The organism is Pseudomonas sp. PK-RTE-24 (genome assembly GCF_054052265.1).
Map to the genome: position 1 here is coordinate 1,599,615 of NZ_CM133224.1, position 14,722 is coordinate 1,614,336.

The 14,722-nt window shown below is 60.9% G+C and carries 11 protein-coding genes; 8 read left to right on the forward strand and 3 right to left on the reverse strand.

All coding sequences use genetic code 11. From position 1 onward, the window contains the following. Positions 1–51 precede the first annotated feature (51 nt). Positions 52–456, reverse strand: coding sequence for an acyl-CoA thioesterase (locus tag ACV8MC_RS06995; protein WP_003229628.1), 405 nt, complete (start codon positions 454–456; stop codon positions 52–54). 377 nt (positions 457–833) lie between these two features. Between ACV8MC_RS06995 and ACV8MC_RS07000 the strand changes: the two genes are divergently transcribed. From ACV8MC_RS07000 to ACV8MC_RS07035, 8 genes are all read left to right on the forward strand, one after another. Then, positions 834–2,132, forward strand: a complete 1,299-nt coding sequence (locus ACV8MC_RS07000) for an MFS transporter (RefSeq protein ID WP_016772479.1) — start codon at positions 834–836, stop codon at positions 2,130–2,132. Positions 2,133–2,366: 234 nt separating this feature from the next. Then, positions 2,367–3,365 carry a phosphate ABC transporter substrate-binding protein PstS gene (locus ACV8MC_RS07005; protein ID WP_016772480.1) on the forward strand — a complete coding sequence of 333 codons (999 nt, stop codon included), beginning with the start codon at positions 2,367–2,369 and terminating at the stop codon, positions 3,363–3,365. A 220-nt stretch (positions 3,366–3,585) separates the two neighbouring features. Then, a complete protein-coding gene (locus tag ACV8MC_RS07010) occupies positions 3,586–5,871 on the forward strand; it encodes an ABC transporter permease subunit (protein ID WP_024014834.1) in 2,286 nt (761 codons plus the stop codon). 16 nt (positions 5,872–5,887) lie between these two features. Continuing rightward, positions 5,888–7,558, forward strand: a complete 1,671-nt coding sequence (gene pstA, locus ACV8MC_RS07015; protein ID WP_016772481.1) for a phosphate ABC transporter permease PstA — start codon at positions 5,888–5,890, stop codon at positions 7,556–7,558. A gap of 144 nt (positions 7,559–7,702) precedes the next feature. Next, positions 7,703–8,536 carry a phosphate ABC transporter ATP-binding protein PstB gene (gene pstB / locus ACV8MC_RS07020; RefSeq protein ID WP_071172078.1) on the forward strand — a complete coding sequence of 278 codons (834 nt, stop codon included), beginning with the start codon at positions 7,703–7,705 and terminating at the stop codon, positions 8,534–8,536. A gap of 119 nt (positions 8,537–8,655) precedes the next feature. Beyond that, positions 8,656–9,417 (forward strand): phosphate signaling complex protein PhoU, encoded by a 762-nt coding sequence (gene phoU, locus ACV8MC_RS07025; RefSeq protein ID WP_016772483.1) that lies wholly within the window; start codon positions 8,656–8,658, stop codon positions 9,415–9,417. A gap of 176 nt (positions 9,418–9,593) precedes the next feature. Next, positions 9,594–10,526: a response regulator gene (locus ACV8MC_RS07030; RefSeq protein ID WP_041476598.1), complete on the forward strand. Its 933-nt coding sequence runs from the start codon at positions 9,594–9,596 to the stop codon at positions 10,524–10,526. 316 nt (positions 10,527–10,842) lie between these two features. Continuing rightward, positions 10,843–11,739, forward strand: a complete 897-nt coding sequence (locus ACV8MC_RS07035; protein ID WP_041476599.1) for a peptidoglycan DD-metalloendopeptidase family protein — start codon at positions 10,843–10,845, stop codon at positions 11,737–11,739. A 172-nt stretch (positions 11,740–11,911) separates the two neighbouring features. On the opposite strand, the gene ACV8MC_RS07040 is transcribed toward ACV8MC_RS07035, so the two are convergent. Beyond that, positions 11,912–13,252 carry a hemolysin family protein gene (locus tag ACV8MC_RS07040; RefSeq protein ID WP_016772486.1) on the reverse strand — a complete coding sequence of 447 codons (1,341 nt, stop codon included), beginning with the start codon at positions 13,250–13,252 and terminating at the stop codon, positions 11,912–11,914. 123 nt (positions 13,253–13,375) lie between these two features. Beyond that, positions 13,376–14,662 carry a phosphate regulon sensor histidine kinase PhoR gene (phoR, locus tag ACV8MC_RS07045; RefSeq protein ID WP_221264854.1) on the reverse strand — a complete coding sequence of 429 codons (1,287 nt, stop codon included), beginning with the start codon at positions 14,660–14,662 and terminating at the stop codon, positions 13,376–13,378. Positions 14,663–14,722: the final 60 nt, after the last annotated feature.

Sequence of the window (14,722 nt, forward strand, 5' to 3'; positions counted from 1 at the left end):
CTCTCGATCAGACACTGGGGACGACTATCGACCGCAAAACGGTCGCGAGGTTTAACGCGCGCGTGGCGGCACCGAACGGGTGCGACCGCTGCCGTCGATGGCGACGAAAACGAAAACCGCTTCGGTGACCTTGCGCCATTCGCTGGAGAGTGGGTCATCGCTCCACACTTCGACCATCATCTGGATCGAGCTGCGGCCGATTTCCAGGGTCTGGGTATAAAAGGACAACTGCGCGCCGACCGCGACCGGGACGAGGAACGCCATGCGGTCGATGGCGACAGTGGCAACGCGGCCACCGGCCACCCGGCTGGCCATGGCGGTGCCGGCCAGATCCATCTGCGCGACCAGCCAGCCGCCGAAAATATCGCCAAAGCCGTTGGTTTCGCGGGGAAGTGCGGTGATTTGCAGGGCCAGGTCGCCCTGTGGGATCGGATCTTCTTGTTCGAGCTCTATCATGCCGAGGGGCCTCTGACCCGTGACTCTTCGTGGGTATTGCGGGTGGTAGCCGTCTTCAAGAAAAACGATTCAACACCGAACACACTGCGTTCGTCACGTTTTCCATCAGGCGCCTAAAGGGAAACTCTGCGAAAAAGGCTAAATCCCGAGCAAAGGACGGGCCAACAACGTTTTCGCACAGCAACCTCTTACAAATCCTGCGCAGGTGGCGAGTATATCGGTCGATAGACCCCGCGACGACCACCCGGTTCTGATTTCGACCGTCAATTACGCGCCTCTATGTGCTTTTTCGAACAATTTGCTATGGTGCCGAACCTGTCCAAGCCACCGCCAGCGTTGTTGTGGCGACAGATTCGACTATAAGAGAAGCCCTTGCCATGACCACAGCGCCTTCGAGCCTCGCGCAGCCCGAGCAACCCGCACGACCGTTGACCCGCAATGACTACAAGACTCTGTCGCTGTCCGCCCTCGGCGGGGCGCTGGAGTTCTACGATTTCATCATCTTCGTTTTCTTCGCCACCGTCGTCGGCAAGCTGTTCTTCCCGGCCGACATGCCCGAGTGGCTGCGCTTGATGCAGACCTTCGGCATCTTCGCCGCCGGCTATCTGGCACGTCCTTTGGGCGGCATCGTCATGGCGCACTTCGGTGACCTGCTGGGGCGCAAGAAGATGTTCACCCTGAGCATTTTCATGATGGCGGTGCCAACGCTGATCATGGGCCTGCTGCCGACCTACGCGCAGATCGGTATCTGGGCGCCGATCCTGTTGCTGCTGATGCGGGTGATCCAGGGCGCCGCTATTGGCGGTGAGGTGCCGGGAGCGTGGGTCTTCGTTTCCGAACACGTACCGCAAAAGCACATCGGTTATGCCTGCGGCACGCTCACCAGCGGCCTGACTGCCGGCATCCTCCTCGGCTCGCTGGTCGCCACTGCGATCAACAGCATTTATACGCCAGCCGAAGTGTCGGATTACGCCTGGCGGATCCCGTTCCTGCTCGGCGGCGTGTTCGGCCTGTTCTCGGTGTACCTGCGCCGCTGGCTGCACGAGACACCGGTGTTCGCCGAACTGCAATTGCGCAAGGCACTGGCCGAAGAAGTGCCGTTGCGCGCGGTGCTGCGTGATCATCGCGGCGCCATCGCCATTTCGATGCTGCTGACCTGGCTGCTCTCGGCTGGCGTCGTCGTGGTGATCCTGATGACCCCGACCGTGCTGCAAACGGTCTACCACTTCTCGCCAACCACGGCGCTGCAGGCCAACAGCCTGGCCATCGTCTTCCTCAGCCTCGGCTGCATTGGCGCTGGCGCGCTGGCCGATCGCTTCGGCGCCGGTCGCGTCTTCGTCTTTGGCTGCCTCGGTCTGCTGATCAGCTCCTGGACCTTCTACCACAGCCTCGCCGACCACCCGGACTGGTTGTTCCCGCTGTACGCATTGACCGGTTTGCTGGTCGGCACCATCGGCGCGGTGCCGTACGTGATGGTCAAAGCGTTCCCGCCGGTGGTTCGCTTCAGTGGCCTGTCGTTCTCGTACAACGTCGCGTACGCGATCTTCGGTGGCCTGACGCCAATGGTGGTGAGCCTGCTGCTGAAGGAAAGCGCGATGGGGCCTGCCTACTATGTGGCAGTGCTGTGCGGGATGGGAATTCTGGTAGGCGCCTGGCTCTGGAAGAAGGGGCGCTAAAGCCCAGGATCTACTCCACCAATACCGGCCACTTCGCGAGCAGGCTCGCTCCCACAGTTGGAATGCATTTCAATTGTGGGAGCGAGCCTGCTCGCGAATGGGGACGCCACAAATCATCCAGCAAAACCCGATGCTGGCCTTTCATCCAATTGTCATATTTCAGCCATAGAGTGTTCACATGGCCTGCTGATACTTGGCCCCGACTTAACACACCCTATCTGCTAGGAGTAAGGCATGAAACTGAAGCGTTTGATGGCGGCAATGACTTTTGTCGCTGCTGGCGTTGCGACTGCCAACGCGTTCGCCGCTGTTGACCCTGCTATCCCGAGCTACACCAAGACCACTGGTGTGTCGGGCAACCTGTCCAGCGTCGGTTCCGATACCCTGGCAAACCTCATGACCCTGTGGGCCGAGAACTACAAAAAAGAATACCCGAACGTCAACATCCAGATTCAGGCTGCCGGTTCTTCCACCGCGCCACCTGCACTCACCGAAGGCACCGCTAACCTGGGCCCGATGAGCCGCAAGATGAAGGACAACGAGCTGCAGGCTTTCGAGCAGAAGTACGGCTACAAGCCGACGGCGATCCCGGTTGCCGTGGATGCCCTGGCCGTGTTCGTGCACAAGGACAACCCGATCAAGCACCTGACCATGGCTCAGGTCGATGCGATCTTCTCCTCGACGCGCCTGTGCGGTGCCAAAGCTGACGTCAAGACCTGGGGTGACCTGGGCGTGACCGGTGACCTGGCCAACAAGCCGGTCCAGCTGTTCGGCCGTAACTCGGTGTCCGGCACCTACGGCTACTTCAAGGAAGAAGCCCTGTGCAAAGGTGACTACAAGCCAAACGTCAACGAACAACCAGGTTCGGCTTCGGTAGTGCAGTCGATCAGCAGCTCGCTTAACGGCGTCGGCTACTCGGGCATCGGCTACAAGACCGCCAGCGTCAAAACCGTAGCCCTGGCCAAGAAAGAAGGCGGCGAGTTCATCGAAGACACCGAAGAAAACGCCCTGAACGGCAAGTATCCGCTGTCGCGTTTCCTCTACGTTTACGTCAACAAAGCCCCGAACAAGCCTCTGGCCCCGCTGGAAGCCGAGTTCGTGAAGCTGGTGCTGTCGAAGCAGGGCCAGGAAGTGGTAGTGAAAGACGGCTACATCCCGCTGCCAGCCAAGGTTGCTGCCAAAGCACTGGCTGACCTCGGTCTGCAAGAAGGCGGCGCTGTCGCCAAGAAGTAACACCCTGAGGCCGGCCTGAAGCCGGACTCCTGTGGGAGCGAGCCTGCTCGCGAAGGGGTGGTCACATGCAGCATCGATGTGACTGACCCGACGCCTTGGCGAGCAGAAGCGCTCCTGCAACCACCAAATTTTCGACTCCGCTGCCGGACTTCCGGCTGGCGGATTTGCTGCGTCACTGCACTGTCATCTTTCTGTCATACAGGATCGCTAGGGTGTGCGCATGAATGATCTGGCCAATTCCCCAATGACTACGTCTTCCCCTCCCAAGCGCATTGATTTCAATACGCCTGAGCTGCAACGCAAGCGCCGCATCCGCGCGCTCAAGGATCGCTTCACCCGTTGGTACGTCCTCGTTGGCGGCCTGGCGGTGCTCGCGGCCATCACCCTGATCTTCTTCTTCCTCGCCTACGTCGTTGCGCCACTGTTTCAAGGCGCCGACCTGACCGCGAAAGACTCGATCACCCCGGCCTGGATGCAGGACGCGGGCAAGCCGCTGATGATCTCGCTCGAAGAGCAGAATCAGGTGGCCATGCGTGTGTCCGACAAGGGCCAGGCGCTGTTCTTCGATCTCGACAGTGGCGCTGAATTGAGGCGTGTCGATCTACCGCTGCCTGCGGGCGCTACCGTGACGTCTATTGGCGAAGACCAGCCGGGTCATCCGCTGGTGGCCGTGGGTCTGTCCAACGGTCAGGCGCTGGTGTTCCGTCATACCTATAAAGTCAGCTACCCCGATGGCAAGAAAACCATCAGCCCGGCCATCGAATATCCCTATGGCGAGGCGCCAATTGCACTGAACGAAAGCGGCGGCGCGCTGGAGCATGTGAGCCTCAACGCCACCGACTCGACGCTGATGCTGGTCGGCTCCACTGGCTCGCAACTCAATGTGCTGTCGCTGACCAGCGAAGAAAACATGATGACCGGCGAAGTCACCAACGAGCAGACGCGCATCGATCTGCCGCAGATGACCGAGCCTGTGAAAAACATCTTCGTCGACCCGCGCCAGCAGTGGCTGTACGTGGTCAACGGTCGTGCTCAGGCCGACGTGTTCAGCCTGCGCGACAAGAGCCTCAACGGGCGCTACAAGCTGCTGGAAAATGCCGACGCCCAAGTAACCGCCACCGCGCAGCTGGTCGGCGGTATCTCGCTGATCGTCGGCGATTCCAAGGGCGGTCTGGCCCAGTGGTTCATGGCTCGCGATACCGATGGCGAGCAGCGTCTGAAGCAGATTCGCACCTTCCAGATGGGCACCACACCGATCGTGGAAATCGCTGCCGAAGAACGCCGCAAAGGTTTCCTCGCCCTTGATGCCAGCGGCAAGCTCGGCGTGTTCCACAGCACTGCACACCGCACGTTGCTGGTCGATCAGGTGGTTGAAGGCCAAGGCCTGTTCGGTCTGTCGCCGCGCGCCAACCGGGTGATCGTCGAAGCTGGCGGCAAGCTGCAGCCGTTGCTGCTCGACAACCCGCACCCGGAAGTATCGTGGAGCGCGCTGTGGAGCAAGGTCTGGTACGAGAACTACGACGAGCCTAAATACGTCTGGCAATCGACCGCCGCCAACACCGATTTCGAACCGAAACTGAGCCTGTCGCCGCTGACCTTCGGCACCCTGAAAGCCGCGTTCTACGCCATGCTGCTGGCCGCGCCACTGGCCGTCGCTGCGGCGATCTACACCGCTTACTTCATGGCCCCGGGCATGCGCCGCAAGGTCAAACCGGTGATCGAGCTGATGGAAGCGATGCCGACGGTGATCCTCGGTTTCTTCGCCGGTCTGTTCTTGGCTCCATATGTAGAAGGGCATCTGCCGGGCATCTTCAGCCTGCTGATGTTGCTGCCGATCGGCATTCTGGTCGCCGGTTTCACCTTCAGCCGCCTGCCCGAGTCGATCCGCCTGAAAGTCCCGGACGGCTGGGAAAGTGCGCTGCTGATTCCGGTGATCCTGTTTGTGGGCTGGCTCTCGCTGTACATGAGCCCGTTCATGGAGAACTGGTTCTTCGGCGGCGACATGCGCATGTGGATCTCCCACGACCTGGGCATCACCTACGACCAGCGCAACGCCCTGGTGGTCGGTCTGGCCATGGGTTTCGCGGTGATCCCGAACATCTACTCGATCGCCGAAGACGCCGTGTTCAGTGTGCCGCGCGGCCTGACCCTGGGTTCGCTGGCCCTGGGTGCGACGCCATGGCAGACCATGACCCGCGTGGTGATCCTGACCGCCAGCCCGGGCATCTTCTCGGCGCTGATGATCGGCATGGGCCGTGCGGTCGGCGAAACCATGATCGTGCTGATGGCCACCGGCAACACCCCGGTCATGGAGATGAACCTGTTCGAAGGCCTGCGCACCCTGGCCGCCAACGTCGCGGTGGAAATGCCCGAGTCGGAAGTCGGCGGCAGCCACTACCGCGTGCTGTTCCTCTCGGCGCTGGTGCTGCTGTTGTTCACCTTCGTCATGAACACCCTGGCAGAACTGATTCGTCAGCGTCTGCGCAAGAAATACTCGTCGCTTTAAGCAAAGGTAGAAGTCTGTGAAACAGAACTCCCTGAAAGGATGGTTCAAGAGCGGCGCCCCGGGCGTCTGGATCAGCGGTGGCGCGGTGTCCATCGCGGTCATCATGACCATTGGCCTGTTGGCGGTGATTGCCGTGCGCGGTCTCGGTCACTTCTGGCCGGCGGACCTGATCCACGCGCATTACGACGTACCGGGCCAGGCCAATCACCTGGTGATCGGCGAAGTGGTGCAGAAAGAAGAAGTGCCGCGCGCACGTCTGAAGAGTGCCGGTCTGCCGGTGCCGGACGAAGGTCCGGAATTCATGACCCGCGAGCTGATCAAGGTCGGCAACCGTGACCTGAACGGCAACGACTTCACCTGGATCGTTGGCGAGTGGTTGACCAAGCAGACCACGCCGCCCGAGCTGATGGCGATCGAGCGTCGCGAGTGGGGCAACTTCTACGGCTATTTGGTCAACGTCAAACAGGATGGCAAGGTCATCGCCGAAGGCGAGGCCGCATGGCCCGAACTGCAAGCGCGCATCGACCGTGTGAACGATCTTGCGGCTCAACTGAAAACGCTGGAAAAAACCGACATCGGCGCGATCAATGCCGGCCTCGAACGCATCCGACTGCATGGCCGCAAGCTGGAGCTGGAAGGCAAACTCGACGCCACCGCACAAGCGGACATGGAATCCGAGCGCGCCGAGCTGGACGCGCGCTACAAAGACATCGAAGCACGTCTGTCTGATTTGCATGCTCAGTTCAACCGCGACGCCTTGACCGCCCGTGACGCCAACGGCAAGGAAATCGAAATCGGTCTGGGCAAGGTCGTGCATGCCTACCAGCCGAACGGCATGAGTACCTTGACCAAGGTCGGCTTCTACTTCAGCAAGATCTGGGAATTCCTCTCGGACGACCCGCGTGAAGCGAACACCGAAGGCGGGATCTTCCCGGCGATCTTCGGCACCGTGATGATGACCCTGATCATGGCGATGATCGTTACACCGTTCGGCGTGCTGGCAGCGGTGTACCTGCGCGAATATGCCAAGCAGAACACCCTGACTCGCGTCATTCGTATCGCGGTGAACAACCTCGCCGGCGTACCGGCGATCGTTTACGGCGTGTTCGGCCTGGGCTTTTTCGTTTACGTGCTGGGTGGCTCGGTCGACCGCTTGTTCTTCCCTGAAGCTCTGCCGGCGCCGACGTTCGGTACGCCGGGCCTGCTCTGGGCTTCGCTGACCCTCGCGCTGCTGGCCGTGCCGGTGGTGATCGTGGCGACCGAAGAAGGTCTGGCGCGGATTCCCCGCACTGTGCGTGAAGGTTCGTTGGCCCTCGGCGCGACCAAAGCGGAAACGCTGTGGAAAATCGTTATCCCGATGGCCAGCCCGGCCATGATGACCGGGATGATCCTTGCCGTGGCCCGTGCCGCCGGTGAAGTGGCGCCGCTGATGCTGGTGGGTGTGGTGAAACTGGCGCCGTCGCTGCCGGTGGACGGCAACTACCCGTACCTGCACCTGGACCAGAAGATCATGCACTTGGGCTTCCACATTTATGACGTCGGCTTCCAGAGCCCCAACGTCGAAGCAGCCCGCCCGCTGGTTTACGCCACCGCGCTGCTGCTGGTGCTGGTGATCGCGACGCTGAACCTGTCGGCAGTGTATATCCGCAACCACCTGCGCGAAAAATACAAAGCACTGGACAGCTGATTTTGCAGCACTGATTTCCATGTGGGAGCGAGCCTGCTCGCGAAGGCATCACCGCGGTTTCATAGACAAACCGCAGCGCCTGAATCGCGAGCAGGCTCACTCCTACAAAAACCGAACCGAATTTGTTAGCACAGGGAGCCTCCCATGCAGCACGAAACACACAGCCACGGCATCAACATGTCTGCCCTGGGCCGCGACAAGCAGAGCCTGGACCTGGCGCAGGAAACCGTTGCCATCGAAGTGCCGGGCCTGAGCCTGTACTACGGCGACAAACAGGCACTGTTCGACGTCAGCATGAACATCCCGAAGCAGCGTGTGACCGCGTTCATCGGCCCGTCCGGCTGCGGTAAGTCGACGCTGCTGCGTACCTTCAACCGGATGAACGATCTGGTCGACGGCTGCCGTGTCGAGGGCGCGATCAACCTGTACGGCAACAACATCTATCGCAAGGGCGAAGACGTTGCCGAACTGCGTCGTCGCGTCGGCATGGTGTTCCAGAAGCCCAACCCGTTCCCGAAGACCATCTACGAAAACGTGGTCTATGGCCTGCGCATCCAGGGCATCAACAAGAAGCGCATCCTCGACGAAGCCGTTGAATGGGCGTTGAAAGGCGCAGCACTGTGGGACGAGGTCAAAGACCGCCTGCACGACTCGGCCCTCGGCCTGTCCGGTGGTCAGCAGCAGCGTCTGGTGATCGCGCGCACCATCGCGGTCGAGCCGGAAGTGCTGCTGCTCGACGAACCTTGCTCCGCTCTCGACCCGATCTCGACGCTGAAAGTCGAAGAGCTGATCTACGAGCTGAAGTCCAAGTTCACCATCGTCATCGTGACCCACAACATGCAACAGGCGGCACGGGTGTCCGACTACACCGCGTTCATGTACATGGGCAAACTGGTGGAATTCGGCGACACCGATACTCTGTTCACCAATCCGGCGAAGAAGCAGACCGAAGACTACATCACCGGTCGCTATGGCTGATTGCAGCAGCGGCAAGCCGCAAGCTTCACGCGGCAAGAAAGAATTGGTGCGATATCAGGACTTATACATAACTGCTTGAAGCTTGCAGCTTGAAGCTTGCAACTTTCGCGGAGCGAACAATGATTTCCAAAGAAGGCCTTACCCATCACATTTCCGCGCAGTTCAACGCTGAACTGGAGGAAGTGCGCAGTCACCTCCTTGCCATGGGCGGGCTGGTCGAGAAGCAGGTCAACGACGCGGTCACGGCGCTGATCGAGGCCGACTCCGGCCTGGCTCAGCAGGTCCGTGAGATCGACGACCAGATCAACCAGATGGAACGCAACATCGACGAAGAATGCCTGCGCATTCTCGCCCGTCGTCAGCCGGCAGCCTCTGACCTGCGTTTGATCATCAGCATTTCGAAGTCGGTGATCGACCTCGAGCGTATCGGCGACGAAGCCACCAAGATCGCCCGTCGTGCCATCCAGTTGTGCGAAGAAGGTGAAGCGCCGCGCGGTTACGTCGAGGTCCGTCACATTGGCGACCAGGTGCGCAACATGGTTCGTGATGCGCTGGACGCCTTCGCGCGTTTTGACGCCGATCTGGCCTTGTCGGTGGCGCAGTACGACAAGATCATCGATCGCGAATACAAAACCGCTTTGCGTGAGCTGGCCACCTACATGATGGAAGACCCGCGCTCTATCTCGCGGGTGCTGAGCATCATCTGGGTCCTGCGTTCCCTGGAGCGCATCGGCGATCATGCGCGCAACATCTCCGAACTGGTGATCTACCTTGTGCGCGGCACCGATGTGCGTCACATGGGCCTCAAGCGCATGAAAGAAGAAGTTGAAGGCACAAGCGCTGAAACCGCTAATGTTCCGGGCGAAGCTGACGATAAGTAAGATTGCCTGAGAAAAGCGCCCGGCCCTCTGGCCGGGCGTTTTTGTTTCTGCTTTTCAGAAGCGGATTCGAATTAAAAGCAGCACCCGCGAACGAAAAGTCCCGGCGTGACTGAAGAGTTTTGGCAATGTGCCATCAGCCAGCGTTATGCTTGCCGGGATTTTAATAGGGGTGTTGGATGAGCAAGATCAGTGTGTTGGTCGTGGACGATGCTTCGTTCATTCGTGACCTGGTGAAAAAGTGCCTGCGTAATTACTTCCCGGGGATCCGCACCGAGGACGCCATCAACGGCAAAAAGGCCCAGGCGATGCTGGCCAAAGAGGCTTTCGACCTGGTGCTGTGCGACTGGGAAATGCCGGAAATGTCCGGCCTCGAACTGCTGACCTGGTGCCGCGAGCAGGACAACCTCAAGACCATGCCGTTCGTCATGGTCACCAGCCGTGGTGACAAGGAAAACGTCGTGCAAGCGATTCAGGCCGGCGTATCCGGTTACGTCAGCAAGCCGTTCACCAACGAGCAGCTGCTGACCAAGGTCAAGCAGGCACTGAACAAGGTCGGCAAGCTCGACACCTTGATGAACAGCGCGCCGACCAAGATGAATTCGGCATTCGGCAACGATTCCCTGAGCGCACTGACCGGCGGCAAGCCTGCCGTGGTCGGCGGCGCTGCGGCCAGGCCTGCCGCTGCTGCACCCGCTCCAGCCGCTGCGCCGTCGCGCGGTTTGCTCAACAGCCCGCCAGTTCAGGCGCCCGGTGCATCCAAGGCGCCGGTGGGCGGTCGTGGTCAGGGCCAGTTGCGCCTGCCGAGCGGTACTCAGCAATGCGTGATCAAGGCCTTGAGCATCAAGGAAGCGCTGCTGGTAGTGAAGCGCACCGAGACCCTGCCGCAGATCCTCGACAGCGCCGTGCTCGATCTGGAGCAGGGCGACAACGCCGAGATCGCGCGCCTCAATGGTTACCTGCACGCCATCGTCGCCCACGAGCAGAAAGCCGACAGCGACTGGCTGCAACTGACCTTCCGCTTTGTCGACCAGGATGCGCAGAAGCTCGACTACATCTCGCGCCTGATCGCCCGGGGCACGGCGCAGAAGCATTTCGTACCCGGCGCGTAAGCTTCGTCGCCCGATAGGCCGCCTTCGCGAGCAGGCTCGCTCCCACCCTGGAACGCATTCCAAATGTGGGAGCGAGCCTGCTCGCGAAGGGGCCAGCCAAAACACCACTTGTCTCCCGTGCTCTGATCGTTCCCACGCGCAGCAAAGGAATCCCTCAACCGGACGCTCCGTGTCCTCTGTGCAGGGGACGCAGAGCGTCCCGGGCTGCATCCCCACGCAGAGCGTGGGGACGATCATTTGAAACATCTGTCGACTAGCCTGGTCTGTCTCAGCTGCTAGGCTGATTCCCAGGCCTTCCTTCGACAGACTTCTGCCCATGCTCGCGCGCCTGCTGTTTTTCTGCGGTCTCTGCCTGGCCTCCCAGCTGGCGATGGCCATGACCATCTACAAATCCACCGACGCCAACGGCGTGGTCTCGTACAGCGACCGCCCGAGCAAAGGCGCAAAGGTGTTCGTGTTTCAGGACCGTATGGTCGAGCGCCTCGACCGCCAGGTGTACCTGGACATCAAGAAGCAGAAAGGCGTCGACGTGGTGTTTGCGCGCAACGATTTGTACGCGCCGGTCGAGGTTGCCCTGGCCTTCATTGGCACGAGCAATGTGCGCGGCGTGCCCGCGCGGGCGATCCGTCGCGTGCTGCCGCCGCGCAGCAACACACGGCTGGCGCTGCTGACGGCGATCAGCCGTGACCAGCCGCTGGTGTATTCGCCGCAGTTCCAGTATTCGCTGGGCGACCCCGCAGGCACCGCACAGAGCTATCGCTATCCGCTGCCCTGGCGTGGCGGGCCGTTTCGCCTGAGTCAGGGCGCCAACGGCCAATACAGCCACTACGGGCCGAAGAACCGCTACGCCATGGACATCGCCATGCCGGTGGGCACGCCGATCATCGCCGCGCGAGCGGGAGTAGTGGTGAAAACCGAGAATTCCCAGAGCGGGCGCGGTACCGATGCCTCCGGCAATTTCGTCCGGGTGCTGCACGACGACGGCACGATGGGCGTGTACCTGCATCTGAAACAGGGTTCGGTGAGTGTGCGCGAAGGCCAGCGGGTCAAGGTCGGCAGCCCGCTGGCGCTGTCGGGCAACACCGGCAACAGCAGCGGCCCGCACCTGCACTTCGTGGTGCAGCGCAATACCGGAGAGGGGCTGGTGTCGATTCCCTATCAGTTCAACCAGCCGCTGGGGGCGTTGCCCAACTTTGCGTTGGGCAAGCAGTAGGCGCGATAGGGTGTTGAGGGTTTTTGTGGCGAGGGGATTTATCCCCGTTGGGCCGCGAAGCGGCCCCAAATATTGCAACTCTGTACTAACTGACTGCATTCAATGGTTTTGGGACGGCTGCGCCGTCCAACGGGGATAAATCCCCTCGCCACAAGAGCCCCCCAAACTCCCATCAATCGAGCATCAACACCTTGGCCAGAACAATCTTCGGCCCTTTCATCTTCTTTATGATGATCCGCAGGCCTTCGACTTCCAGCACTTCTTCCTCTTCCGGCACCCGTTTCAGGGTTTCGTAAACCAGCCCGGCAAGGGTTTCCGCTTCGATGTGATCAAGATCGATGCCCAGCAGACGTTCGACCTTGAACAACGGCGTATCGCCACGCACCAGCAGCTTGCCCGGCTGATAGGCAAGGATGCCGCGCTCTGCCTTGCGGTGCTCGTCCTGGATATCACCGACCAGCACTTCCAGCACGTCTTCCATGGTCAGGTAGCCGATGATGTTGCCGTCAGCCTCCTCGACCACGGCGAAGTGCGAGCCGCCCTTGCGGAACTGCTCCAGCAGCTGCGACAGCGGCATGTGCCGCGATACGCGCTCCAGCGGGCGGGTCAGCTCGGCGAGGTTGAACGACTCGGGAATGTGGTCCAGCGCCGCAAGTTCCAGCAGCAGATCCTTGATGTGCAGCAAGCCGACGAACTCTTGGCGCTCGCTGTCGTACACCGGATAACGGCTGAACTTGTGGCGACGGAACATCGCCAGGATTTCCTTCAGCGGCGCGTTGAACTCCAGGGTGATCAGGTCTTCGCGGGAATTGGCCCAGTCGACCACTTCCAGCTCGCCCATTTCTACGGCCGAGGCCAATACGCGCATGCCCTGATCGCTCGGATCCTGGCCACGGCTGGAGTGCAGGATCAGTTTCAGTTCTTCGCGGCTGTAATGGTGTTCATGGTGCGGGCCGGGTTCACCTTGCCCGGCGATACGCAAAATCGCGTTGGCGCTGGCATTGAGCAGGTAGATCGCCGGGTACATCGCCCAGTAGAACAGGTACAGCGGCACCGCGGTCCACAGCGACAAAAGCTCGGGTTTGCGGATCGCCCATGACTTGGGCGCCAGCTCGCCGACCACGATGTGCAGGTACGAAATGATGAAGAACGCGGTGAAGAACGACACGCCTTTGATGATCTCTGGCGAGTCGACGCCGACTGCGCTCAGCAGCGGCTCGAGAATATGCGCGAACGCCGGTTCACCGACCCAGCCCAGACCGAGAGAGGCGAGGGTGATGCCGAGCTGGCACGCCGACAGGTAGGCATCGAGCTGACTGTGCACGGTGCGCAGGATATGTCCGCGCCAGCCATGTTGTTCAGCGATGGCCTCGACCCGGGTCGAGCGCAATTTGACCATGGCGAATTCCGCTGCAACGAAAAAACCGTTGAGCAAAACCAGGATCAGAGCAAAAAGAATCATGCCGAAGTCGGCAAAAATGGTCGCGAGGGACAAGCCAGGGGAAGGGTCCATGATGGAGTTTTGCGGGTTCCGTGTGATTCGAAATTAGGGAGAAACAGCGCCTGAAAGGCAGGCACAAGTCAGCCAATGTAGCGGCTGACCGTGCGATTGCCTAGTGGCGTGTGCCGGGCGGCATCACTCGGTGGCGCTGATCGCCCGTGCGCTGGCCACTTGGGCCGGGGCGAAATGGCAGGTAAACGTGCTGCCGTGGCCGGGCACGCTGCTGATCTCCATTCGCGCGCGGTGGCGCAGCAGCACGTGCTTGACGATGGCCAGGCCGAGGCCGGTGCCGCCGGTGTTGGAGTTGCGGCTGGAATCGACGCGGTAGAAACGCTCGGTCAGGCGCGGCAGGTGTTTGCTGTCGATACCGATGCCGGAATCCTGCACGCTCAGGTGTGCGCCCTGATCGTCGCCCCACCAGCGAATGCGGATGTTGCCTTCGGCCGGGGTGTACTTGACCGCGTTGAACACCAGATTGGAGAACGCGCTGCGCAACTCCGCTTCGCTGCCCTTGAGCAGCACTCCGGCATTGGCCTCGAGGCTGATGCGCTGGTTTTTCGCCCCGGACAACTGCTGCGCATCGCTGGTAATCGATTGCAGCAAGGTGTCGATCTGCACTGGCTGGTTGTCCGACGGATAGTCGGTGGCTTCCAGCTTGGCCAGCAGCAACAGGTCGTTGAGCAGCGTCTGCATGCGCCCGCCCTGTTGCTGCATCTGCTGTAGGGCTCGGCTCCAGCGCGGGTTCACTTCTTCGACATTGTCCAGCAGGGTTTCCAGATAGCCGCAGATCACCGTCAGCGGTGTGCGCAGCTCGTGGGAGACGTTGGCAATGAAGTCCTTGCGCATCTGTTCCAGCTGATGAATGCGCGTCACGTCGCGGACCAGCATCAGGTGTTCATTGTTGCCGTAGCGGGTCAGGTACAGCTGAATGCGCACGCGATCGTTGGTCGGCGAAGGGATTTCCAATGGCTCGGCGAAGCTGTCCTGCTCGAAGTATTCCTTGAAGCGCGGATGGCGCACCAGGTTGGTCACCGGTTGGCCGCTGTCCTGCGGAGTCTTCAGGCCGAGCAGGGTTTCGGCGGCGCGGTTCCACCATTCGAGATTGCCGTCACTGTCGAGCATGATCACCGCGTCTTTCAGCGCGGCGGTGGATTCCTGCACCCGGTCGATCACCGCTTGCAGACGCCCGCGCACGCGTTGGTCGCGGCGTTGCAGGTGATAGATGCTGTCGAACACCTCGCCCCACAGACCATAGCCATCGGGCGGCGCTTCGTCGGGTTGGTGCTGGCGCAGCCATTCGTGCAGACGCAGCAATTGCTTGAGCGTCCAGGCCAGATAAAGCCCCAGACCCGCCGCGAGGCTCCAGCCGTAATAGCCGGTGATCAGGCCGATCACCAGGCAGGCGGTGACCAGCAACAGCATGTGGCGAATCAGGGTGCCATGCCAGTTTTGATTCACAGAGGCGTCCTTAGCCGCAGCGTC

Coding starts and splice junctions, on each gene's coding strand:
- ACV8MC_RS07030 (WP_041476598.1), top strand. CDS start 9,594: ATGAGCAAGATCAGTGTGTTGGTCGTGGACGATGCTTCGTTCATTCGT.
- ACV8MC_RS07035 (WP_041476599.1), top strand. CDS start 10,843: ATGCTCGCGCGCCTGCTGTTTTTCTGCGGTCTCTGCCTGGCCTCCCAG.
- ACV8MC_RS07000 (WP_016772479.1), top strand. CDS start 834: ATGACCACAGCGCCTTCGAGCCTCGCGCAGCCCGAGCAACCCGCACGA.
- ACV8MC_RS07010 (WP_024014834.1), top strand. CDS start 3,586: ATGAATGATCTGGCCAATTCCCCAATGACTACGTCTTCCCCTCCCAAG.
- phoR (WP_221264854.1), bottom strand. CDS start 14,662: ATGCTGTTGCTGGTCACCGCCTGCCTGGTGATCGGCCTGATCACCGGC.
- pstB (WP_071172078.1), top strand. CDS start 7,703: ATGCAGCACGAAACACACAGCCACGGCATCAACATGTCTGCCCTGGGC.
- phoU (WP_016772483.1), top strand. CDS start 8,656: ATGATTTCCAAAGAAGGCCTTACCCATCACATTTCCGCGCAGTTCAAC.
- ACV8MC_RS07040 (WP_016772486.1), bottom strand. CDS start 13,252: ATGGACCCTTCCCCTGGCTTGTCCCTCGCGACCATTTTTGCCGACTTC.
- ACV8MC_RS06995 (WP_003229628.1), bottom strand. CDS start 456: ATGATAGAGCTCGAACAAGAAGATCCGATCCCACAGGGCGACCTGGCC.
- ACV8MC_RS07005 (WP_016772480.1), top strand. CDS start 2,367: ATGAAACTGAAGCGTTTGATGGCGGCAATGACTTTTGTCGCTGCTGGC.